The sequence below is a fragment of the Agriterribacter sp. genome (assembly GCF_035444585.1).
Taxonomy (GTDB): Bacteria; Bacteroidota; Bacteroidia; order Chitinophagales; family Chitinophagaceae; genus Agriterribacter.
Window position 1 is genome coordinate 14,126 of record NZ_DAOMOZ010000018.1, and the last position, 24,046, is coordinate 38,171.

Here is a 24,046-nt window from a genome sequence, read left to right on the forward strand (position 1 = left end):
ATTTTGATAAAAAACTTGAGTGAAGAGAATTCAGCAGGGGATATATAAAAAAGCCGGATGCTTTTTCAATAAACATCCGGCTTTAAACTGATTTTAAGCAAGCAAATTATTGAATATTGGGATTTTTAGCATATCCCATTTTGGCTTCCATGCTTAAAGTGGCGTGAGGCACTGCACGTAACCTTGCCTTATCTATGAGCTTACCGGTAACCCTGCAGATGCCATATGTTTTGTTCTCAATACGCATCATGGCCTTTTCCAAATGATCAATATATTGTATCTGGCGGCTTGCCATCTGGCTCAGTTGTTCTCTTTCCATGCTTATGCTGCCATCTTCCATTGTCATATACCGGTTTTCACTTTCATCTCCCCCCATATCATCTTTGCGGGTTATGAGCCCCTGGAGATAATTGAGCTCTTTTTTTGCCGCTTCTAACTTGCGTAATATAAGTTCTTTAAATTCAATTAATTCGGTATCACTGTATTTCATAGTTGGGGTACTTTGCTGAGCTACGGGACGGTCAAGTACAGACTGGGTAAATTCGGGCTCGTACTTTCGTGCATGGCTCGTACTTAATTTGGGAATAACAACAGGTTTCGTTGCTTTTGCTTTTTGTGCTTTTGACCTGTCTTTAGCTGCTCTCTTTATTTGTTCAAATTTTGAAGACGTATGTTTTGCCGCGGCCGACAGTACTTCCTTAGGTGCTTTTTTAGCCGGCTCGTGGCCGGCTGTATGCGCAACTTTTTTTACAGAACCAATAGGTTTTGTTGCTTTTTTGGTCGCAGACTTTTTGGGTTCAGCTTTTTTTGCGGCTTTTTTTGCAACAGGTTTATGTGCCACCGTTTTCGCAGATTTAGCCTTTTTTGAAGGCGTTGCAACCTTTTTAGGTGCGGGTTTTGCAGGTTTCACCGCTTTTTTGGGCGTTGCCTTAGCAGATCTGACCCTGGGGGCTGCTGCTTTTTTTGCTGCTTTCTTATTGGTTGCCATGCATTTATACTTTTTTGGTCACTAAAATTTTTAGAGGTATGTCATTCACTTCTATATCAATACCGTTCGCCATATCTGGTAACCATTCTATTTTATCTGCCAAAATTTCCGCGCAAATATATGTATTATATTCAGTGATAGACGGTTTGAGTACAGTATTTTCGGATAGTTTTACCAGAATTCTGTCGGTCAGTTCATAGCCGTTGTCTTTGCGGATTTTCTGGATCCTGTTAACGATTTCCCTTGCAATCCCTTCATTTTCCAGTTCGGGTGTAACCGTTACATCAAGGGCTACTGTTAACATTCCCTTATTGGCTACCATCCACCCCGGTACATCTTCGCTCTGGATCTCTACTTCCGACAGTTGAAGCGGGATCTTTTCTCCGTTCACATTAAGCATATAAACGCCTTCTGCTTCTATTGCAGCTATGTCTTCCTGGGTAAATGATGCTATCGCAGCGCTTACAGGTTTCATTTTTGCACCCAGTTTTTTACCCAGGGCTATGAAATTGGGCTTTATTTTTTTGCTGATAAAGCCGTTTCCCTCCGTAATATATTCTATTTCCTTAATATTCACTTCGTTTTTGATCAGGTCTTCCACCCTGGTTATCTGATCCTTCATTTGTTCGTTTTGTACGGGAATGAGGACTTTCCGGAGCGGCTGACGGACTTTTATATTCACTTTTTTACGAAGCGAAAGTGTCAGTGATGAAATATCCTGGGCCATCTGCATTCTTTCTTCTAACGCCGTATCTATGGCCGCTGCATCAGGTTCGGGGAACAAAGTATGATGAATGGAGCTTGCTTTATTTCTGCCCGACACTGCATTCAGGTTATTGAATAAGGCATCGCAAAAGAAAGGCGAAATTGGAGCCATAAGCTGCAGCACGGTTTCCAAACACTCATACAATGTTTGATAAGCGCATATTTTGTCATGCTCACCTCCCCCCGAATGCCCCTGGCGGGCAGGCTTCCAGAAGCGGCGGCGGCACAACCTTACATACCAGTTGCTTAAATGCTCATCCACAAAATCTTCAATGGCCCGCCCTGCATGGGTAGGCTCATAATCGTCCATATACGCGGTTACCCGTTTTTTCAGGCTGTTCAAAGAAGACAGTATCCAGCGGTCAATTTCCGGGCGCTGTTCCAGGGGAACATAAGCTTCCTTAAACGCAAAACCATCTACATTGGCATACAGGGCAAAAAACTGGTAGGTATTGTATAAGGTGCCAAAGAACTTACGCTGTACTTCTTTTATTCCCTGGAGGTCAAACTTCAGGTTATCCCAGGGGGAGGCGTTGGTAATAAGGTACCACCGGGTGGCATCTGCCCCGTATTGTTCAATAGTGGCAAACGGGTCCACAACATTTCCCACCCGCTTGCTCATCTTGTTCCCGTTCTTATCAAGCACCAGTCCGTTTGATACACAGGTTTTGAAAGCAAGTCCCGGGTATTTTTCTTCGTTCACTTTTATACCGGCTTTTTGCAGCTCTTCCTGTACCGATTCTTTAAGGAGGCTGCCCAGCGCGTGGAGGGTATAAAACCAGCCACGTGTTTGGTCAACACCTTCTGCTATAAAATCGGCAGGGTAGTTTTGGGCAAAAGTTTCAGCATTTTCAAAAGGGAAATGCCATTGGGCATAAGGCATGGCGCCACTGTCGAACCATACATCTACCAGATCGGGAACACGTTCCATCGGCTTGCCGGTACCGCTCACCAGGATCACTTCGTCTACATAAGGCTTGTGCAGGTCGAGGATACCATTATGCAAATAATTTTCATTTACATTGCCGCCCAGTACTTCGTTCGCCTTTTTTATTTCCTCGTTCAGCTCGTGTATGGAACCGATGCATTTTTCTTCCACCCCGTCTTCTGTTCTCCAGATGGGCAACGGTGTTCCCCAATACCGGCTCCTGCTCAGGTTCCAGTCTACCATATTCTCCAACCAGTTGCCGAAACGGCCTTCACCGGTTGACCTGGGTTTCCAGTTAATGGTTTTATTGAGCTCCACCATCCTGTCTCTCAATGCCGTGGTTTTAATGAACCATGCATCCAGCGGATAATATAAAACCGGTTTATCGGTACGCCAGCAATGGGGGTAATTGTGTTCGTATTTTTCGATCTTAAAAGCCCGGTTCTCCTTTTTCAGCTTTACGGCAATATCCACGTTCACATCTGCGTAATCTTTTTCGTCTTTATAATTTTTTACATAACGGCCACTGAATTCTCCAAGCCCTTCTATAAACTTTCCTTCCCTGTTTACAGTAGTGACAATGCCGATATTGTATTTTTTCCCCACTTTATAGTCATCTGCACCAAAAGCCGGAGCGGTATGCACTATGCCGGTGCCATCTTCGGTTGTTACAAAATCGCCCAGCATAATGCGGAACGGATCTGCGCCGGGGGTTATTTCCCGGATGGCTTCAGGAGAATTTGCTTCGAACGGAAGAAGCTGCTCATATGCTACTGCTTCAAGATCTTTGCCCTTGAACTCACTGAGTATTTTCCACGGCAGCTTTTTGGTTGCGGAGGGGTATCCCTCAAAATCTCCGTTCTCGTCTTCGGCCTTAAGAAATGTATGGATCAGGGTTTTGGCAAGCACAACATTTACGGGTAAATGTGTGTAAGGGTTAAATGTTTGCACCAATACATAATCAATATTGGTTCCAACGGTAAGCCCAAGATTCGAGGGTAAGGTCCATGGGGTTGTGGTCCAGGCAAGAAAGAAAAGCTCATCGCTTTGGGCAGCATCAAATAAGAACCTGCTTTTTTCGTCCTTTACTGCTTTGAACATAACAACTGCCGAAGTATCCTTCACCATTTTATAAGTGCCGGGCTGGTTCAGTTCGTGCGAGCTTAGGCCGGTGCCTGCAGCGGGTGAGTAAGGCTGAATGCTTACACTTTCATAAAGCAATTCTTTTTTATATAATTCTTTCAGGCACCACCACAGTGTTTCAATATACTTATTCTCGAAAGTGATATATGGATCAGAGAGGTTTACCCAGTAACCCATTTTTATGGTCAGCTCATCCCACTTGTCTTTGTATTTTAATACTTCCCTGCGGCAGGTAGCGTTATATTCTTCTACCGATATTTTTTTACCAATATCTTCTTTCGTAATGCCCAGCATTTTTTCAACGCCCAATTCTACAGGAAGCCCATGGGTATCCCAGCCGGCCTTGCGTTTAACCTGGTAACCTTTCATGCTTTTGTAACGGCAAACCAGGTCTTTGAGGGTACGGCTTATAACGTGGTGAATGCCCGGCATACCGTTGGCGCTGGGCGGGCCTTCATAAAATACAAAGGGCGGCGCTCCGTTGCGCAGGCTAACACTTTTTTCAAACGACTGATCCCCAGCCCATTTTGCTAATATCTCCTGCTCTGTAGCCGGCAGGTTCAATCCCCTGTATTCCTTATACCTTATTGCCATAATGAAGCCAAAAAATGTTGGCGAAGTTACAGAAATATAAGCGATTTGCAGGCATATTGTTCCCCTGCGGCATGTTCTTATCAGCCCCCGGTACTGTTATTTGAAATCATAGATCCGGCAAACCTGCGTAATTCGATAGCGAATGATCCGGCAAAGATGGCGTATGTAGTAACTTCAGTTATGCGTAGACGGTAGTATGAGGCAGGGAATAATTTCCCCATGTTTGAAATAATAGTGAGTGAGTATTTACACAATGCGGAGAAAATTAAACGGGAGCATGTATTGAAAGAATATAAAAAGAACGGTACCTCAAAGCGGGTATAAAATTTGTAATGGATGTTATTTAATAACAGTAAAAATGTTCACTTATCCACATCTTAAAAGTTTGGCACAGTTTCTGAAAATTAAAGACTTATATACAAGCACAAAAGCATTTTAAATGTATATGGTCATTCGTTAAATACAAACACATAGATCTCTTTAAATAAAAATACTAAGTTTTTCCAGGGTTTAGGGATTAGGGATCGAGGGGAGCAGTCGTGCTCCCTTCTTCTTTTTTTAACGGACCCAGCTTACTTTATGATCAATGTGGATGCGTTTACCCTTTGCAGAAGGAACAGCAATATAGCCGGTATAAAAAAAGCCGAGTAACCTGTCTGCCTCGCCCAGTCCAAAAAAGCTTTTGGCTTTTTCATAATAAGTGATGCCGCCTGTTGTCCAGTACCCGCCCAATCCATAAGCCGTAACAGAAAGATAAATATTTTGTACCGCGCAGGCAACGGCTTCTATATCTTCTATTTCAGGTATCCTGCTGTTTGCATTCCGTTTCATGCCCAAAGCAATGATATGGGATGCTTTTAGGGGTTGCTGTTTTAATTTAATGTATTTTTTTTCGGTAAAACCTCCGCCGGATTCCTGTTTGTACAATTCACTCTGAAATAAAGCCAGTTGCTTTAACCCATCGCCCGTAAATACCGTAAAATGCCAGGGCTCATTCTGACCATGTGTCGGCGCCCAGGTGGCATTGATCAGTATATTTTCAATGACCTCATCGGGGATGTGTTTGCCCGCATCAAACTGGTCCGGGAATACGGAACGTCTGTTGCGGATGAGATGATTGATGCTATCGGTGTTGTATTGCATAATTATATTGGTTTCAGGTTTCAGGTTTTCAGGGCGCAAGTTGCAAGTTGCAGGGTGCAGGTTACAGGGAATGTCCGTTTCGCAGGGCTTTCGTTTGCATAGTTTCGAATTTCGGATTTCTTTCTTCGGATTTTGATCTGGATCTTGTTTTTTGTGATTTGGTGCTTTATTTTTCACCGGATCCTTTTTCCCTCAATCTCCTGTACACCTTTATGGCGCTCATCAAAACAATTACAAAAGCGATCAGCCCCAGTAGTCCCCAGGCCCAGCTCATATTTTGTTTTACGGAAACCAGCATTACAATGGCAACCAAAAAAATGGTGGCAACTTCATTCCATATTCTCAATTGCCGCGATGACCAGCGGAAAATACCTTTCATTTGCCGGGTGTAAATATATTGCAGCGAAAAATGGTATAAAAACAATCCCAGCACAAAGCAAAGCTTAATGATCAGCCAGCCCGGCAGGGAGCCCAGCATATACCACATCCATGATCCGAAGATGAGGGTAAGCACGGCAGAAGGCCAGGTAATGCCCAGCCACAACCTTTTGATCATAACGCGGTATTGATCGCGAAGTATACTTTTGTCCGGTTCAGGCTTTTCACCGGCTTCGGTATTGTAAATAAACAGCCGTACCATATAAAACATGCCGCTGAACCAGGTTACTATAAAAATAATATGAAGCGCCTTTATATAGAGATACATACCTTTTATTTTAAAAACCTGCCCACAACCGGAAGCTTTTTAAATTCATTTTTTTCTACCCGCAGCACAAAAAGCAGGAACGCACCCAGTATAACAGTAGCCAGCGTATAATTAAAGATCATATGCGGCCACAGATAAGTGAGCAGCCTGTGAACGTAAAACAGTACAACCACAATAGTTATATACGCGGTAAGCTTTTTCCAGGCGTATGGAACAGGGTATTCTTTTTGTCCCCATAGGTAACAGGCTACCATCATGCTTCCGTAGCAAAAAAAGGTAGCCCAGGCGCTGGCCATATAACCGAAGCGCGGAATGAACAGGTAGTTGATAACAATAGTGATAAGCGCACCACCGATCGTTATCCATGCGCCGGCTGAAATTTTATTGGTTATTTTATACCAGACCGACAGGTTGTAATAAATGCCCAGGAACATGTTGGCCAATAAAAGTACAGGTACGATCTTAAGCCCTTCCCAAAAAACGGGGTTCTGTATAAAATATTTCCAGGCATCCAGGTACAACACAACAAAGAGGAACATCGTACAAATAACGATCACAAAAAATTTCATCACCCTTGCATACACCCGTTGGGGATTCTCGCCCAAAGCCTGCTTGAAGAAAAAAGGCTCGGCACCCATGCGGAAAGCCTGGATAAAAACAGTGATCAAAATAGCCAGCTTATAGCAGGCACCATAGGTGCCGATCTCGACCTTTATGTTGCCGCTCGCCGGCACTCCCCACCAGCCCAGCATCAGCCGGTCTAATGTTTCATTGATCATCCCCCCGAATCCTGCCACGAGCATGGGAAGTGAATAGGTCATCAGCTCTTTCCATTGCTGCACATTGAACCGCCAGCGGATCGCTTTCAGCTCCTGCCAAAGCATTATCAGTGTAAACACGGATTGAATAAGGTTGGCCACGATCACTAAAGCAATACCGAGGGTTTCACTGCTCAGGAGCGCGAATACGCTGTTGGGGTCTTTTTGTGCTAAAGACGGGCAAACAGAGAGAAAAAAGTATAATGTACTTATATAAATAAGTACGCCGGTGATGCGTATCAACGCGTATTTTACCGGGCGACCGTCCTGCCGCAATTTGGCAAATGGTATCGTAGAAAGGCTGTCGAAAGCCACAATTAATATAAAGAGTGTTACATATTCGGGATGGTCTTCCACTTTTATAATGCGGGATATGGGCCCGGTAAACAGTAAAAGAACGGCCGTAAACAATACCGTGGTGATAATAAGCGATATGCTGGCCGTATTATACAGGTCTTTTTTGTGCTTTTCATGCTGAATGAACCGGAAAAAACCTGTTTCCAGCCCGTAGGTGTATAATATATTGAGGAACGGAATGGCGGCATAAACCAGCGTCATATCACCATAATTGGCGCCGCTTAGTTTAAGGGTCAGATAAGGCGTTAGAATATAGGTCAGCAGCCTTGGGATAATGCTGCTTGCTCCATACCACAATGTTTGTCCTGCTAATTGTTTAATGCCTGCCAAAAGCCAAAATGTTTAAGCAAAAAAGAGTGCGGTAAAGATAAGCGGAATAAGTATTTTGATCACAAACCCTTTTGAGTAAGTAAACAATTTCTTTATTCCGGGCCGACAGGTTTTTTTCTTTCCGATCTTTGGGAATACTGTTTTGCGCTTTGCTTTTTGGGATGAAATTTTTTTGTGGATGCAACCTTTTTTCTATAATACATAGTCTCTTCTTACAAACGGATATATGAAAAAATATTTTTTACTTCTCCTGGTAGGTATTGCTTCAGGCATAACACCGGTTTCGGCACAGGTTAGCGAAGCCGTTGTGGATTTCAATAAAACCAAAAGAACGGTAAAATCAATGGAAATAAGCGATGCACCGGATATTGTAGAGCAGGCTGTTAAGAGTAAAATGCTCAAGTGGGGCTACAAGCCGAAGGAAACCAAAGGCTGGATGGTATTTAAGGATGTTGACAATCCGGAGATCAGCAATGAACGCAGTGACCTGTATATAAAGGTGGAAAGGAAAAGCAGAAAGGAGAAAGAAACCAGCCTGGTGTATTTTTTTGCCAGTAAGCCGGGTGAACAGGCAACGCCGGTGCCTTTTGAAGGCAATATGTTATCGGAGGATGGCTTTTACAGCAGCGTTGCTTCTTATACGGTAAGCGAGCGACTGGAAAAAGATATCCGGGACCAGGAAGAGGTCGCCAAAAAAGCTCAAAAAAAATATGATGACCTGGTAAAAGACCAGGCTTCACTGGAGAAAAAGATCAGAAACCTCCAGGACGAGCTTGAAGACAATAAGAAAAAGCAGGAAGCCCAGGTAACAGAAATAGAAAATCAGCGTAAGGTGCTGGAACAATTAAAGTCGAAGCGAAACAGTTAAGCGCAAAATTGCGCTACTATGAAAGATAGCCGTTGGTGCCTGCCGGACTTTCCGCAGGCATTTTTTTTAGAAAACAAAAATCCAGCCTTCACTGTTGTTGTTCCTGATTCTTTAGTTTAAACAATGTACCTTTGCGGCTTCTTTTTAATATTCTTCATGAGCGATCCTGTAAAACATGAATGCGGACTGGCATTTATAAGGCTTAGAAAACCCTTCTCTTATTACCTGCAGCAATATGGTACGGTAATGTACGGACTTAACAAGCTGTACCTGCTTATGGAAAAACAGCATAACCGGGGGCAGGATGGCGCAGGCATTGCTACGATCAAGCTGAACACAGAGCCGGGTTATCCGTTCATGCATCGCATCCGCAGTATTGAGAACATGGCCATTGCCGATTTGTTTCGCCAGGTATCGGAAGAGATCGCCGAACTGGAAAAATATCAGCCGGAATTAAAAAAGCACCCCGGTTTGATGAAAGGCAATATGCGGTTTATGGGAGAACTGTTGCTGGGTCATTTGCGGTATGGTACCCAGGGAAGAAACAATGTTGAATTTTGTCACCCCTTTATTAAATGCCATACTATTCCCGCTTTAAACCTTGCATTAGCCGGCAACTTTAATCTTGTAAATACAGAAGAGTTGTTTGCTTTGGTGAATATTGAGCCAGGCGTATTCCAAAAGCAAAGTGATCTTGCCGCAATGATGGAAGTAGTCCATCATTTTTTAGTTAAGGAAGATGAACAACATCCCGAAAGGCTTGATGTTGTGAATGTATTAAAGAAATCGGCAAGCCTGTTCGACGGCGGATATCATATAGGCGGGCTTATTGGCAACGGCGACGGGTTTGTTATGCGCGATGCGCATGGCATACGCCCTTCCTATTATTATATAAGTGATGATATTATTGTGGCCGCTTCGGAACGTGCCGCCATTCGCACAACATTTAATGTGGGTGAAAAAGAAGTGCATGAGCTGATGCCGGGGAATGCGTTGATCGTACGCGCAGACGGATCTTACCAGATTGAACAGATCATTGAACCCAAAGAAAGAAAAGCCTGCAGTTTTGAGCGGATCTATTTTTCCCGCGGCAACGATAAAAAAATTTACAAGGAAAGAATAGCATTGGGAAATCATTTAAGCGACCATGTGCTTAAAACGATTAATTATGATCTCAAAAACACCGTTTTTTCGTTTATTCCCAATACTGCCGAAGTAGCTTTTTACGGATTGCTGAAGGGCATGGAGGATTATCTGAATAATATTAAAGTACAACGCATACTTTCCTGGGGAAAGGATTATGATGGGCAGAAGCTTGCTGAAATGGTTAACCGCCGCATCAGGGTTGAAAAGATCGCCAATAAAGACGTGAAAATGCGCACGTTTATTACGGAAGATGTCAGCCGCAATGAACTGGTACAGCACGTGTATGATATTACTTACGGATCAATAAAGAAAGGCGAGGATACTGTTGTGGTTATTGACGACTCCATTGTACGGGGCACCACGCTCAGGGAAAGCATAATAAAAATGCTGTCGAGGCTTGAACCTAAAAGAATTATCATTGTTTCTTCCGCCCCGCAGATAAGATACCCGGATTGTTATGGTATTGACATGAGCAAGATGAATGATTTTATTGCTTTTCAGGCAGCCATTACCTTACTCAGGGAACAAAAAATGGATTATATACTGCAGGATCTGTACAATAAATGCAGGGAAATGGAAAGAAATAACCGGTTGCATACCGAAAACGTGGTTCGTGGTGTTTATAAGCCATTTGCAGCAGAGGACATATCTAAAAAAATTTCACAACTCATTACTCCACAGGACGTTACTACACCTGTGGATGTAATATATCAAACCATTGAAGATCTTCACGAATCATGTCCTACCAATACAGGCGACTGGTATTTTACCGGTAACTACCCTACCCCGGGCGGCAACAGGGTTGTGAATAAAGCGTTCATAAATTTTATGGAAGGGAAGAACATAAGGGGATATTAACAAATTGTTGGCTTGATTTTTGTTTAAACATTGAAATGCTTTTTGCACCCGTTTTTAAATCCTGCATTTCCTATGTTGTTTTTCTCAGGTATAGATGAAGTATCCTTTTGAATTTTTATTGTGGTTATACCTTTGTTGTTAAACCGTTCCTGTTGTTAAACTATTGTTCCCTAAATGTATGAGAACAGATGAGATCTGTATTATTCATTCGCCATGCCAAAAGCAGTTGGGATGATGCATCGGTAAGCGATTTTGACCGTTCTCTGAATGAGCGGGGTAAAAAAGACGCGCAGGAGATGGCAAGGCGCCTGATAAGCAGAAGAATCCCCCTCGACTCCTTTATTTCCAGCCCTGCCAAAAGAGCCAGAAAAACAGCCGGATTTTTTATTAAAGCATATGAACTCCCCGAAAGCGCCCTCGTGCTGAAAGCAGAGTTGTATCTGCCTTTGGCCGATGTATTTTATGAGGTGATAGAAGGTATTGCAAACGACTTTCATCATCTTGCAATATGCTCTCATAACCCCGCCATCACCCATCTCGTAAACCTCCTCACCAGTGAAATTAAAGTAGATAATGTTCCTACCTGTGGCATATTTGCAATAAAAACCGATATCGGACAATGGCATGACTTCCGCAAAGCGCCAAAGCAATTCTGGTTTTTTGACTATCCTAAAAACCATGTGTAAACTCCCTGCAACTGGTATTATAAAATAGTCATTACCGTATCTCCTGTTGGCCTCAGCGCCTTAGCACCTATTTTCCTCTTTTTCAACCTTTTCGGCGAAGTTTCCTCCTGTTAGCAAAGGTCAAAATCGTAAAAATACTATGCTTTTCTCGTAAAAGCACAGTTATTTTGCGCTCAGGTTACTAAGTGTAAACTTTTAGAATAACATAAATATATTTTCCGTTAATGATAGGTGTTATTTATAAAATTACCTGGTAAAAACATTAAACCCTATAAAATGAAAAAGAATTCTACCCTTATCCTTTTCTTTGTTATGCTGGCGTGTTCGGCTTTTTCACAGACTACTTACATTGATGACGGCAGTTCGGCAACGTACACTTTACAGGCAGGTGATAGTCTCTACATCAGGCAGGGCACTTTCACAGGAAAAATAAATAACTGGAGCCAGGGGGCTAAAATAACGATAGCCGTAGGCGCTACTTTTAAACCATCCTCGGTAAATGGTTACAGCAGTGAGTATGTTGTATACGGCACGGCTATTTTACCATCTCTGCAAACAGCAGCAGGCTTTGGGCTGGAAAATTACGGCGCCGTTACGGTTAACGGGAATGCTCAAATGAACGGCAGTGCACAAACCTGGACCAACGCTAACAATGCCACCCTTCACTTTACGGGTTCCTTGGCTATAAATGCAAATGGGAGCCATTTTATAAATTATGGTGAAGTAATTATAGAAAAAGACTTCAGCGCTTATGCATCTGTTTCTATAGTGAACAGGAAGAATGTTTTGATAGGGGAGGATTTTGTAACAGGCTCCGGCCAATTACAAAATGAAGGATACTGGTATGCAAAAAAAAGCATTACGTTTAACAACAATGCCGGCATAACCAATACCTGCAGAATGGTATCGGGAGGAACGATCACCGTTAATTCCGGTACAATTTACAACAGTGGGTTGCTTTGGGCTTCCAACGAACAAAAAGCTTCTGCTTTCACCAACAATAACGGGACCATTATAAGCCTTGACCAGGGCATCATTAAAGCGGTAAAATTTACCAACAATGGCACGATCAAGGGAAATGGCTTTATGTATTTAACAGGCAAAACCACCGGAGGAGGAACGATAGGCGTGAACGGCTATACTACCGATACCTTAAAAGTATATACGGTAAGCCGCAGCAGCACCACCCGGATATTTGATGAGCAGTGGGGTAATGTACATTCCAATACCATTTATTTCCGGTTTGATGCACCGGATACCACAACAGCCTCCACTTATCCCTGTTATGCGGCTTCCGCTTCTATTATATTGCCCCTGGTATGGAATGATTTTTCTGTAAGCCTTGCCAGTCAGGTACCTGTATTAACATGGTCTGCCGAATCCGATCACGGAACGTTGTTCGAGGTGCAGCGAAGCTACAATGGAAAGGAATTTGTTCCGCTTGTTAAAATATCGCGGAAGGATGATGCTGTGTATCAGTATTACGACAGGGAGCTATCCACGAATAAGCCGGCAATGGCATATTACCGCATTAAAGTTATTGAACCCGGGGGGCTGGAAAAATACAGTGATATTAAAACGGTCAGTTTGGGTTCCGCGGTGGTAAGCGGCATTGCAGCTTCGCCTAACCCCTTTACAAGCCAGCTTACCATCAGCTATCGTTCCCCGGGGAAAGAAAAGATCAGCATTGCGTTTTTTAATCTGCAGGGGCAAGTCCAACTGGTAAAAGCGGCAACAGTAACCAGCGGCAGCAACAATATCGTTATTGCGGAAGCCGCCCGGTTTGAAAAAGGATTTTACATCCTTAAAATCACTGGAGAAAACGGTGCAGTTGCTTCCCGTAAGCTTTTAAAACAATAGTATTAAAGCGTTATTGGACGGTTAGATACGGGCTGCCTGAAATATATTGAGGGCGGCCCTTTTTGTTTCATTATTCAATACAGCAGCATTAGGGCATTTCCCGGAGCACTACCTTTTTTTGTGTAATGTTCAAATGATAACCGGCGCCTACTTTTAATGCATAGTTTTCCTTATCGTGACCTACGGGGAAACCCATGCAAACCGGGTAACCGTATCCTTTTACGATATCAAAAATAATTTCGTAAATGGTTTTTCCGAAAGGTCTTGTGGTATCTTTCATGTCCGAAAATCCGCCAACTATTAAACCTGCCAGCTTATTTAGTTTGCCGCTGCGTTTTAATTGGTACAGCATCCGGTCGGCGCTATACAGGTATTCTCCTGTTTCTTCTATGAACAATATTTTACCTTTGGTTTCAATGTCGGAAGAAGTACCTGTAGCATGGGCCAGCAGGGAAAGATTGCCACCTACCAACTGCGCCGAGGCCGCTCCTCTTATGTTCAGCGCATTTGCTTTGCAGGTGTATTTTGCGCTTTTGCCGGTTAAGGCTTTTCTTAGAGATTGCACATATTCGTTTTTATATTCCCCGTCATTAAAAGCGGCTGCCATTGGGGCATGCAGGGTAGCAATGCGGTAGTTTGAATAAATGTGGCTATGCAAAATGGTGATATCGCTGAAGCCGATGATCCATTTGGGATTTTTTTTGAATTTTTTAAAATCAATATCCTCAATTATACGCCCGCAACCGTATCCGCCCCTTGCACATAAGATGGCTTTTATATTTTTATCATCCAGCATTTGCTGAAATTCAGCCAATCTTTCTTCGTCGTTGCCCGAAAAATAAGTAGCTGAGCCGCTGCCTACCGTATGCCCTACCTCTATTTTATAACCCCACTGTTGCAATACCTCAATACAGGTTTGTACTTTTCCGGCAGCCATATATCCTGCCGGGCAGGTAATACCGATCGTATCGCCTTTTTTAAGATAAGGAGGTATTTTAATCATGTATTTGTACGCTGTAATTGTTATACACCTGTATTTTACTTACAACTCACAACTCACCACTTACAACTCACAACTCACCACTCACCACTTCTCTCTCACACCTCCAGCAATTCCACACCATTGGCCGTAACGCTCAGGCGATGCAGCACGCCACACTTAAGCGCATAATTGTTTCTCTGGTGCCCTACAGGAAAGTCAAAGCACACGGGATATTTGTATGATTTCACTTTTCTCCATACAATATCATATAATGTTCTTCCAAACGCTTCACCCGGATCGTCGGGCTTTATTTTAAAGCCGCCAATGATCAGTCCTTTTAATTCCGAAAGCTTCCCGGTTCGTTTCAGGCTCCAGAACATCCGGTCAATGCTATAAAGATATTCGCCCGTATCTTCCACAAATAAGATCTTACCGGCGGTTTTAATCTCAGATCTTGATCCGGCAAGCGTTTCTATTGTTTTTAAATTGCCTCCCGTTAATGTGCCTTCGGCAATACCATTCCGATTTTTTAAGTGGGGCAAAGCGGTGTATTTCATTTTAACACCTGTAATGGCATCTTTTATAGATACGATGGTTTCTTTTTGCACAGGTTCGGCGTTTAGCCAGTCGCCGGGAAAACTATTGCACATTTTTGAATGAATGGTGGCTACTTTGTAATTGCTGTTGATATGACAATGCATAACGGTAATGTCGCTGAAGCCTATGATCCATTTGGGCCTGGCAAGGAATTTTGAAAAATTAAGCTGGTCAATGATCCGGATGGAGCCATAGCCGCCTCTTGCACACATGATGGCTTTTATGGAAGGATCATCCAGCATGCGTTGAAAATCCTGTGCTCTTTCCTGGTCGGTGCCCCCAAAGCTGAAGTCCCTTTTGCCTATGGTTGTGCCCAGCCTTACTTTTAGTCCCCAGCTTTGTATTTGCTCAATAGCCGGCTGAAGCTCTTCAATGGTAATGTATCCTGCGGGAGAGGTAATGCCCATCACATCTCCGGGCTTAAGTTGCTGTGGAATGCGAAAGGATATATCCGGATTATGGGGCGGAGCTGCCAGGATCTTAAATGAAACACCGGTTGTGAGCAGAGAAGAAAGGAAATGTTTTCGGTTCATGTTCCAAAGTAAAGAAAATAACAAAGTGTTGCTGATGCAGCCAGTGCAAAAGCCTGTTGCAACACCAACAACACCATTGGTTCATATAAGAGCTTCGTGGTATATCAGCTCTTTTCTTTTAACTCATCCACAACCAGGCCCTGCAGTCCGCCTTTTGTGGAGGCAGTACCCTTAACCGTAATTTTTTCACCGGCATGATCCTTTATTTTAGCGTATGCCTCTTTTTTATCGTGATTTTCCACCAGTAAATATATTTTGCCATCGCTGGTGAGCAGCCCCATCGGGGCGCCACCTTTTATACAGGCTGCAGCGCATCCCTTGTGCTTTTCACCATGAGCGCCTTTGGCCATATAGCAGGCCATATCAAGCACTTCACCCGACACTGTTTTCGATTCATCCTGCGCATTTGCTCCAAAAGCCATGAAACAAAAGCTTATGGTTGCAAGTGTTGCTGTTTTGCGGAACCCCAAAAGAATACTTTTCATAACGATCATTTTTGAGTGAGGAATATAACAAGTTTTACAGAAGACAGTAAATGTATGAAATTCCGGGCATACCTGTTTTATATTTATTCGGGTATTCTCATCACTGTCAATTGTGATGGCCTCGCGCAAAAACGGGAGCATGGGTGTACGAATTGAATCATGTCGCTATATTGAGTTACTTTTGCATTCCTTTTTACATATATGAAAGATTATAAAAGAATTTTGGTTACAGCGGCATTGCCTTATGCAAACGGGCCGGTGCATATCGGTCATTTGGCAGGCTGTTATATACCCGCGGATATTTATGTACGTTACCAGAGAGCGCAAAAGCAGGATGTTAAATTTGTGGGCGGGAGTGATGAGCATGGCGTTCCCATTACCATCAGGGCTATGAAAGAGGGGGTGAGCCCTCAGCAGATCGTTGATAAATACCATGCTGTCATCAGGGACAGTTTTGAAAAGATGGGTATTTCATTCGATATCTATTCGCGGACTACCAGTCCTGTTCATCATAAAACAGCAGCAGATTTTTTTAAGAAATTGTATGATGACGGATTGTTTGAAGAAAGAGAAACGGAGCAATACTATGATGAAAAAGCCAAAACTTTCTTAGCCGACAGGTATATCACCGGAACCTGTCCGGTATGCGGTAACCCCAATGCTTATGGCGACCAGTGCGAAAAATGCGGGTCATCGCTCAGCCCCGAGCAGCTCATCAATCCCCGCAGCGCCCTGAGCGATGCAGTGCCGGTAAAAAAACTCACCAAACACTGGTATTTCCCGCTACAGCATTATGAGCCCTGGCTTAAGGAGTGGGTGCTGGAAGACCATAAAGAATGGAAGAATAACGTATATGGCCAATGTAAAAGCTGGTTGGACAACGGGTTGCAGAGCAGGGCTATGACGCGCGACAGCAACTGGGGCATTAAAGTTCCACTACCCGGTGCAGAAGGTAAAGTATTGTATGTATGGTTTGATGCTCCTATCGGTTACATCAGCGCAACAAAAGAGCTAACGGGTCAATGGGCGGATTACTGGTGTAGGGAAGATACGAAACTGGTGCATTTTATTGGTAAAGACAATATCGTATTCCATTGTATCATTTTCCCAGCCATGCTTAAAGCGCATGGCGGCTTTGTGCTGCCCGATAATGTGCCCGCCAATGAATTTTTGAATATTGAAGGCGAAAAGGTTTCAACCAGCCGCAACTGGGCCGTGTGGGTGCACGAATACCTAAAAGATTTTCCTGGATGTGAAGATGTATTGCGGTATGTGCTGTGTGCCAATGCCCCCGAAACCAAAGACAATGATTTTACGTGGAGAGATTTCCAGGACAGGAACAACAGCGAGCTGGTGGCCATCTTTGGCAACTTTGTAAACCGGTCGCTGGTGCTGATGCATAAATTGTGCGGCGGTAAAGTGCCTCCTTTTCACAATGCCATTATTGATGCCGATGATAAGCAGCTTATGGAAGACATTGGGGCTGCCAAAATAAAAATCACACAATCCATAGAAGAATACAGGTTCAGGGAAGCTTTGTTCGAGATCATTGACCTGAGCCGAAAGGGCAATCAATATCTTCAGAAAAAAGAACCCTGGAAGAAAGCCGGCGCAGAAAACGGGCAACAGCAAATAGACAACTGCATCCACCTGAGCCTGCAGCTCACAGCAAACCTTGCCATTTTTATCAACCCGTTTTTGCCTGCCACTGCGCAAAAGATGCGGCATATGCTGAAAGTGGTGGAAAAAATGCTGGACTGGAAGAATGCAGGCAGCTTTAAATTGCTGAGTGTGGGCTATACTTTACGTGCGCCCGAACTGCTGTTCAGAAAAATAGAGGATAGTGAAATAACTGCCCAGGTGGAGAAGCTGCGGGCGAATGCTGTTGCCGGTCCCAATACATCAACCGCTGAAAAGAAAACTACGGAAGACAACGCGGCTCAACCGAAAGAAAATATGCTTAAGGCGGAAATTGTTTACGACGATTTTGCAAAGCTGGACCTGAAAACAGGGAAGATATTATCCGCACAAAAGATAGAAAAAGCGGATAAGCTGTTGAAACTGGAAATTGATCTTGGTTTTGAGAAGCGCACTATTGTTTCGGGCATTGCATTGCATTTCAAGCCTGAAGAGATCGTTGGAAAGCAGGTGGTGGTTGTTGCCAACCTGGCGCCCCGTAAAATGAGGGGTATCGAAAGCAATGGTATGATACTGATGGCAGAAGATAAGAACGGCAGGCTGCATTTTGTAAATACCGAAGAAGCAGTAGAGCCGGGAGCAGGGGTGAGTTAGGTGAAAGGTGAAAGGTGAAAGGTGAAAGGTGAAAGGTGAAAGGTGAAAGAAAGGATACAGGTTGCAAGTTACGAGGTATATTCGTTATAGGGATAGGCTTTATTTGTTTTGTTATTTTGTCTTTTGGTGCTTTGTACTTTCTTCGGATTTCGGTTCTCCGGCTCCGGATTTGTTATATGAATCCGTGCAGTGGAGCAGGGTTTAGTTGTTTTTTGTCATTTGTTTTTTGATGGTTTTTCTCATGCATCATTATATATCTTATACACCGGTTCCCGCAACGGAAGCCCATTATCGCTGCAGATAAATTCAAGCACATCTGCAATTTGTTCGGGCTTTACCCATTTGCTCCAGTCGGCATCGGGCATGCTCTCACGGTTAGAGGGAGTGTCAATGGTGCTGGGGGCTACTACCGAGGCGGTTACGTTTTTGCCTTCGGCCGCTGCATTCAGTATATTGGCCAAACTGAACAATAAAGATTTGGAAAGGGTATATGCTACCGAATTTTTTGCATGTTCCGGTTGAAGCACAGGCTTTGCACCTATGAAAACCAGCCTTCCATAATCGTTTTGCAGCATGTGCTCAAACAGTATGTGCGAAATATGGTAAGCCGTTTCAAAATTGAGCGCGAACATTTTTCTCAATGCATCGCCGGTGGTGCTTTCTATATTACCCATAGCAAAACCACCAGCCAAAAATAAGCCACCTTCAATGCTGCCGTATAAGCTGATCGCTTTCTTAATAAAAAGGTGAGAAGTATTTTCGTCGCTCAGATCTAATTGATGCAACTCAAAATTTTTGTTGTCGCTGGCAAAGCCCAACTCGCTTCCCGAGCGGGCAACAGCAATTACCCGGTAATCATGCTCCAGGAATTTTTTTACCGTAACGGCTCCCAGGTTTCCATTGGCTCCGGTAATGATTATGGTTTTCATGGTGTGAAATATACAAAAAAACAGGCTGATGCCGAAAACCGTGTTCAGCGAACAAGGGGATACTGCCGCTATCCAATGCCATCCCAAATCAAAAACCTGAAATTTCAGATCCATTATTGCGCCAGCGATATATTAACCTGCACGCCCGCTCTTGTAGTTACCATTGGCGCCGATGAAGAAATATACGGTATGGTTCTTTGCTGATCGAAATAGAATTTCAGTTGTATGCGATTGCTTAATACATAATCTATAGAAGGGTTTATGGTGATCACTTTTTGCCCCTGGGTGGCAAAAGCATTGGCCTGGTCGAGCCGGCTGTTGGAAGTAATATTATCTGTTACGCTGAAGTCTATCGTAAATTTCACATCGCTTTCGGCTCTTTTGCTGGTTGTGTCCGAGCTTTTATTGAACAGGTTAATATTGAAAGGCAATGAAAAGCCGCGTATCCGCCATGAAGCGTTCAGGTTGATGCCCGAAGAACGCATTTCACTTAGCTGGTAATCAATAAGGCTTAAGCTCAGGGTACGGCTTTTAATATATTCAAACCTTACGGCTAACTGGTTGGTCAATGAAAAGTCAATGCCCATTAACGGAGCAAACTGTTCTTCTATAGTAATATTGGGCACCAGGAAGTAGGGAATGAAATTATTGGACACGGTATCCAGGAAAGAAGGAAAGCCCAGCCTCCACCTGTCCTGGAAGAGCAGGTTGGAATTAAATGCATTCATCCCGAGTGTGCTCTTATAATCATGACGAAGCGTAAAGCTGGTGAATATTTTATCCAAAGGTGCAATGCGGTTCAGTCCGGTATACTCAATATGCCAGTTGGGTTTGGGCAGGTACCCCGAAAACGGGTTGGAGCGCACATTGGTTCCGCCTGTTTTCAGCAATGATACCTGATTGGGATCCTTATTGGTATAAGCTGCAATAAAAGAAGGGATCAGCACATCCTGGGCATAGCGGCTGTATCCGAGGTAATACCCGTCGGAGCCTTTTACCTGGCTGTACGGATTTTTAACGCCTAATCTTTCCGACATGATCAGCCGGTAGTCCTGGAATTTTTGGAACGTTTCGCTGATAAGATTGGGATCAGATTTTTTGAACAGGGTTTGAAATGCAATATAGCTGATGCTGAAGCCGCCGCCTGCATAAGGGTTAAGATGTCCGAATTGCCCGTTCCCGATCGTGTCTTTAAACAATTCGCTGTATGTCCGGTTAAATGTTTTGCTCAGGCTGAGATCAATACGCAGATCACGCACCGGCTCTAAAGTGGCAGTGGCCGAAAATTGCTGATCGAAGGTTTGGCGCGTCAGGTTGTTCTGAAGACTGTCTCTTGATATCCATCCTTTTTGCGCTGCCCTGTCGAGCCAGCCGCTGTTGGGCTGCTTACCCAAAATAAAGCCGAGGCCGGGGGCCATGCTGCCCCAGTTCTGCCCCAGGTATTTGGTACTGTCTGTGTATCCTGGTATAAATGAAGTGGCGCCTTCACTATAGGTGAAGTTAATACGCTTTACAGAGGTGATGAGTTTGCCGAAAGCTTTTACGAAACCATTCAGCCCGGGTAATTCATTCGGATCGCGTTTTTTACCGGTACTGGAAGTATCTGCCTGATTACCGGCAGCCGGTGGTGGCTTGGGTGTATTATCGCCCTGCTGCTCCAATGCTCTCAGTATCCTGAATTTGCCGTACAGCCGGTTAAAGTCAAGATCAACCGTGGCAGATTTTGCATTGCTGTTCTGTATGGTATTGCCCAGGTTGATGGCCAACCGCGATGCGCCTATCCAGCTATAAGTTGTTTTATAGGCAAGGTTGGCATTTGTCCAGTCTAACAGCGGCAATTTTGAAGTGGGTAATGCATAGGTAAGATCGGCTCTTTGGTTATACAGTACATTTCTTCCCCCTTTGAACAGGTTTTTGAATACGGTATCTTTTTTGGCTTTATTATCCAATCTGCCGGCCGGCTCATCTATCCTCGCATTGTTCATGGCTTCAAAATCGAAATTCAGCGAGCGGCTGATATCCCACCGGTAATTGTAATGCCTGTCGAAAGTGAAAAACTTGTCGTAGGTCTCGGGTATTTTAAATGGACTGGGAGCGGTGCCCGGAACATATACTTCGCGTGGCCGCAAAGCACCAAACTGCCGGTTCACATCCCAACGTATACCAATGAGCGAAGGCGTGAAATTGAGATTGAAATCACGGACCATAGCAAGCCATGCCGATTTGCTTTTGAACATATTTTTAAATGGCTCCCACGATTTTACCTGTCCGGTGTAATTGTATCCTATGCCCGCCTTATATTTTTTGATCTCATTGTTTTCAACCAGCGGATTATGCTGCTTAATGGAAGTATAGGAATAGCTGAGATCGAAATTGGAAATGCTCCAGATCCGCTGCCGCTTACCTTCCGGCAGCACCTTCCGCACATTGGTGAAATTAACTGTTTTTATAGTTGTGATATCAATGGCTGCATTCCTTATAGAATCTTTTGCATTTCCCTGCGCGGCTCCCAGCTTGTCTTTCAGCTTGATATCCATATCATAAGGATCGTATTCCGGGGTGCTTATGGTTTGGGATACGCTGGCATAAAAGGGAATCTCTATTCCCGCACCCCGGGGCAATAATTTTCCCAGCTCCAGGTTGGCAGCAGCATCAAACTGAACAAAATTGTCTCTTGCCCTTTCGTTTACTCTTTGCTCCAGGGCGCCAAATCCAACAGAATGCGTATTGCCTGAGAAAGTAAGGGAACCCAGGTCGGCAAGCGCAATATCCACCCTGCCCAATGCTGCCCATCCTCCCTTTTCATCAATTTGGGAAAGCCGCAGTTCATTTATCCATACTTCGGTACAAATGGGTGCTCCTGTGCCATCGCCGGGATTTTCAATACCTACAAGGAATCCTTTTACTTCACCAAAATTGGGATTACCGATTACCGAATAAATACGGTTATCAACGGTTCTGCGGTAAATGGCATTGGGGTTAACCAGTTGCAGGTTCCTTTCTGCTTTCAGCTGTTCCAGTATACCAAGGTCGAAATCAAGATTGTTTTCTTCCGGCCATATGTCCGTATCTGCGGTTGCGCCGGAGGGGGTGATCTTCAGTGGGATCTTTATTTCATAAAAGTTGTTGATGAAATCATTGCCAATTCTTATTACCGCATTGATCCTTCCATCGGCTAAAGGCGGCTGGCCATTTACGCTTTCGGCATGAATGAACATCATCAGCCTCCGGAACTGCCGGATGTCGAGGTTCAGGGTTTTAAAAACACTTCTCGATTCGCCATTGGGCAGGTTGCAGATCTGCATGTTCATGGATTGCTCATTCTGCAAAATATTGATGCCGCCATTGCTGAGCGATTGCACTCTTTCAATACCCGGGGGCATGCGGTAGGGAATGGGCTGACGCCGGTCGTTTTCTTCGATATTTACTGCCCCTACGTTAAAATTCACCGGGTCGGATGCATCAATAGGCTTATAAACGCCGGCAGTATCCAGTTCATAAGTAAATTTCCGCCATTGATTCCTTACCAGTTCCAGCTTGGCAAAACGCAGCACGGTTGAGTCTTCAAAACCGGTAAGGAACATCCTGATGAACTGGATGGATTTAAAATCCGGGATGTTCCCTATTTTTTTATCGTATGCGTTGATGGGAACACGGAACTGGTACCAGATCTGGTTTTCTTTGCTCCCGTTCGCCAACTGCACGGTCACTTCTTTTTTATCTATGATAAAATTATTACCGATCTGCATTTCAGGATCGTTCGCAGGTTTGATGGCTATACGATACTGGAAATATTCTTCATTTTCATTGAGCGTATTGTCCTTGTTAAGATCTTCGGCATCGGGATACATGGTGGCTGCAGATGAAAATTCTGAGCTTCCCGATGACACGGGAGAATTACCCTGCGGCCCGTTAAAATTTTTATAACGGCCAAGGATACCTGTATTGGACTGGTCGTATACGCCATCACGGTAGTACCTGAAATTATCGGAAGAAGGGTCGGCAAGCGCCTGCTGGTATGCCTGCGAACCGGCGCCAACAGCGCCCTGTAACTGCTGCAGGTATTGCTGGTGCAATGTTTGCTCGTCTTCGTCCCTGTTACCATCATAACCCACATCCTGGTAGGGCCTGTCGTCGGGTTCGTTACTGAATGCCTGGGTAACCTGTATGGGGTTGACCGGAACGGTACCCCAGATGGAGTTATCGGTTTGGGCAGGGATCTTGGGCGTGGGGAGCCCGTTTTCATAAGCTCTCTTTCCATCCTTTAAAATATCTTCCGACACATTGCCTAAATTAAAATACAGTTGGCCGCCCGCGGGACTGGTGTTTTTTATAAAGGGATCAAGTATCCAGAATTCTATGAACTCCACGTTGTTGGTCTCAAAATCCGTCTGGTCAATAGAACGCATCATGCCGCCCCATCTTTTTGACGGACTATTCAGTCTTCCAGCCCCATCTATCCCGGTAGCGTCATAGTTGTAGGGCCCTCTTTCTTTTGGATAATAGGCAAGGTCAAACGTTACCAGTTGGTTTAAGCCAAAATCGGGTGTTCGCAGGGGGAAGATCTCTGATTGTGAAACAGCGCGTACCCGCGGATCGGAGAGTTCCTCTATATTGTTTTGCAGCGGGTTACTGGCATTCCTTCTTTCCTGCAGTACCGGTTCAATATTGTACCAGGCCAGTTTTGCCCTGTTCTTCCCGTAATCATAGCTATTATAAAGCCCCGCTTCGGGAAAAAGAATATTGCCGTCTTTATCGGTGGCGCCTAAGGGCGTACTGGCCAAAGCCCAGCTTATAAGCGGGAAGCGCAAATCAATACTGGCCCTTGTTCCTTCAAAATCGTCAATGTAGATCAACCCGTTCCTGCCTTTACCGATCTGGGGGGCATGCCCGGGGATGATCTTTGCCGCTTCGCCAAAAGCGGTAATGGACGATGTGCCTTCCGGAGTATAAAAAGGAAGCTTGTCTAACAGCCTGTTCAGTCGCGGCACTTCGTTGCGGTAGCTGAAATCCATACCCAGCATGGTATTGCGTATAG

15 protein-coding genes are annotated in these 24,046 nt (G+C 44.3%); 5 read left to right on the top strand and 10 right to left on the bottom strand.

The window, feature by feature from the left end; genetic code table 11:
• Positions 1-106: 106 nt before the first annotated feature.
• The 5 genes from PLH26_RS03470 to PLH26_RS03490 form a co-directional block, all read right to left on the bottom strand.
• Positions 107-988 carry a TraR/DksA C4-type zinc finger protein gene (locus tag PLH26_RS03470; RefSeq protein ID WP_324584592.1) on the bottom strand — a complete coding sequence of 294 codons (882 nt, stop codon included), beginning with the start codon at positions 986-988 and terminating at the stop codon, positions 107-109.
• Positions 989-992: 4 nt separating this feature from the next.
• Positions 993-4,418 carry an isoleucine--tRNA ligase gene (ileS, locus tag PLH26_RS03475; RefSeq protein WP_324584593.1) on the bottom strand — a complete coding sequence of 1,142 codons (3,426 nt, stop codon included), beginning with the start codon at positions 4,416-4,418 and terminating at the stop codon, positions 993-995.
• A 558-nt stretch (positions 4,419-4,976) separates the two neighbouring features.
• The gene (locus PLH26_RS03480) at positions 4,977-5,561 is read right to left on the bottom strand and encodes a nitroreductase family protein (protein WP_324584594.1); all 585 of its coding nucleotides are present in this window, start codon (positions 5,559-5,561) and stop codon (positions 4,977-4,979) included.
• Between the two features lie 166 nt (positions 5,562-5,727).
• The gene (locus tag PLH26_RS03485; protein WP_324584595.1) at positions 5,728-6,267 is read right to left on the bottom strand and encodes a CopD family protein; all 540 of its coding nucleotides are present in this window, start codon (positions 6,265-6,267) and stop codon (positions 5,728-5,730) included.
• 5 nt (positions 6,268-6,272) lie between these two features.
• Positions 6,273-7,772, bottom strand: a complete 1,500-nt coding sequence (locus PLH26_RS03490; protein WP_324584596.1) for a lipopolysaccharide biosynthesis protein — start codon at positions 7,770-7,772, stop codon at positions 6,273-6,275.
• A gap of 226 nt (positions 7,773-7,998) precedes the next feature.
• Here PLH26_RS03490 and PLH26_RS03495 point away from each other — a divergent pair, with 226 nt between their 5' ends.
• The 4 genes from PLH26_RS03495 to PLH26_RS03510 all read left to right on the top strand — a co-directional run bounded on the left by PLH26_RS03495 (position 7,999) and on the right by PLH26_RS03510 (position 13,190).
• On the top strand, positions 7,999-8,640 hold the full coding sequence (locus PLH26_RS03495; RefSeq protein ID WP_324584597.1) for a hypothetical protein: 642 nt from the start codon (positions 7,999-8,001) through the stop codon (positions 8,638-8,640).
• 156 nt (positions 8,641-8,796) lie between these two features.
• Positions 8,797-10,644, top strand: coding sequence for an amidophosphoribosyltransferase (locus tag PLH26_RS03500; protein WP_324584598.1), 1,848 nt, complete (start codon positions 8,797-8,799; stop codon positions 10,642-10,644).
• Positions 10,645-10,832: 188 nt separating this feature from the next.
• On the top strand, positions 10,833-11,330 hold the full coding sequence (locus PLH26_RS03505) for a SixA phosphatase family protein (RefSeq protein ID WP_324584599.1): 498 nt from the start codon (positions 10,833-10,835) through the stop codon (positions 11,328-11,330).
• Positions 11,331-11,606: 276 nt separating this feature from the next.
• A complete protein-coding gene (locus PLH26_RS03510; protein ID WP_324584600.1) occupies positions 11,607-13,190 on the top strand; it encodes a T9SS type A sorting domain-containing protein in 1,584 nt (527 codons plus the stop codon).
• Positions 13,191-13,278: 88 nt separating this feature from the next.
• Here PLH26_RS03510 and PLH26_RS03515 read toward each other — a convergent pair whose 3' ends face one another.
• The 3 genes from PLH26_RS03515 to PLH26_RS03525 all read right to left on the bottom strand — a co-directional run bounded on the left by PLH26_RS03515 (position 13,279) and on the right by PLH26_RS03525 (position 15,787).
• Entirely contained in the window at positions 13,279-14,193 is a 915-nt protein-coding gene (locus tag PLH26_RS03515; RefSeq protein WP_324584601.1) for a S66 peptidase family protein, read from the bottom strand.
• 95 nt (positions 14,194-14,288) lie between these two features.
• Positions 14,289-15,302 carry a S66 peptidase family protein gene (locus PLH26_RS03520; RefSeq protein ID WP_324584602.1) on the bottom strand — a complete coding sequence of 338 codons (1,014 nt, stop codon included), beginning with the start codon at positions 15,300-15,302 and terminating at the stop codon, positions 14,289-14,291.
• A 104-nt stretch (positions 15,303-15,406) separates the two neighbouring features.
• Complete coding sequence (locus tag PLH26_RS03525; RefSeq protein ID WP_324584603.1) at positions 15,407-15,787, bottom strand: hypothetical protein; 381 nt, start codon at positions 15,785-15,787, stop codon at positions 15,407-15,409.
• Positions 15,788-15,988: 201 nt separating this feature from the next.
• Between PLH26_RS03525 and metG the strand changes: the two genes are divergently transcribed.
• Complete coding sequence (gene metG, locus PLH26_RS03530; RefSeq protein WP_324584604.1) at positions 15,989-18,079, top strand: methionine--tRNA ligase; 2,091 nt, start codon at positions 15,989-15,991, stop codon at positions 18,077-18,079.
• A gap of 239 nt (positions 18,080-18,318) precedes the next feature.
• Here metG and PLH26_RS03535 read toward each other — a convergent pair whose 3' ends face one another.
• On the bottom strand, positions 18,319-19,008 hold the full coding sequence (locus PLH26_RS03535) for an SDR family NAD(P)-dependent oxidoreductase (RefSeq protein ID WP_324584605.1): 690 nt from the start codon (positions 19,006-19,008) through the stop codon (positions 18,319-18,321).
• Positions 19,009-19,121: 113 nt separating this feature from the next.
• Entirely contained in the window at positions 19,122-24,032 is a 4,911-nt protein-coding gene (sov, locus tag PLH26_RS03540) for a T9SS outer membrane translocon Sov/SprA (RefSeq protein WP_324584606.1), read from the bottom strand.
• Positions 24,033-24,046 lie beyond the last annotated feature (14 nt).

Excerpts from the sequence above, each read along its gene's own strand:
- PLH26_RS03485 (WP_324584595.1), bottom strand. The coding sequence starts at position 6,267 with ATGTATCTCTATATAAAGGCGCTTCATATTATTTTTATAGTAACCTGG.
- sov (WP_324584606.1), bottom strand. The coding sequence starts at position 24,032 with ATGCTGGGTATGGATTTCAGCTACCGCAACGAAGTGCCGCGACTGAAC.
- PLH26_RS03480 (WP_324584594.1), bottom strand. The coding sequence starts at position 5,561 with ATGCAATACAACACCGATAGCATCAATCATCTCATCCGCAACAGACGT.
- metG (WP_324584604.1), top strand. The coding sequence starts at position 15,989 with ATGAAAGATTATAAAAGAATTTTGGTTACAGCGGCATTGCCTTATGCA.
- PLH26_RS03500 (WP_324584598.1), top strand. The coding sequence starts at position 8,797 with ATGAGCGATCCTGTAAAACATGAATGCGGACTGGCATTTATAAGGCTT.
- PLH26_RS03495 (WP_324584597.1), top strand. The coding sequence starts at position 7,999 with ATGAAAAAATATTTTTTACTTCTCCTGGTAGGTATTGCTTCAGGCATA.
- PLH26_RS03520 (WP_324584602.1), bottom strand. The coding sequence starts at position 15,302 with ATGAACCGAAAACATTTCCTTTCTTCTCTGCTCACAACCGGTGTTTCA.
- PLH26_RS03515 (WP_324584601.1), bottom strand. The coding sequence starts at position 14,193 with ATGATTAAAATACCTCCTTATCTTAAAAAAGGCGATACGATCGGTATT.
- PLH26_RS03510 (WP_324584600.1), top strand. The coding sequence starts at position 11,607 with ATGAAAAAGAATTCTACCCTTATCCTTTTCTTTGTTATGCTGGCGTGT.
- PLH26_RS03525 (WP_324584603.1), bottom strand. The coding sequence starts at position 15,787 with ATGAAAAGTATTCTTTTGGGGTTCCGCAAAACAGCAACACTTGCAACC.
- PLH26_RS03505 (WP_324584599.1), top strand. The coding sequence starts at position 10,833 with ATGAGATCTGTATTATTCATTCGCCATGCCAAAAGCAGTTGGGATGAT.
- PLH26_RS03470 (WP_324584592.1), bottom strand. The coding sequence starts at position 988 with ATGGCAACCAATAAGAAAGCAGCAAAAAAAGCAGCAGCCCCCAGGGTC.
- ileS (WP_324584593.1), bottom strand. The coding sequence starts at position 4,418 with ATGGCAATAAGGTATAAGGAATACAGGGGATTGAACCTGCCGGCTACA.
- PLH26_RS03535 (WP_324584605.1), bottom strand. The coding sequence starts at position 19,008 with ATGAAAACCATAATCATTACCGGAGCCAATGGAAACCTGGGAGCCGTT.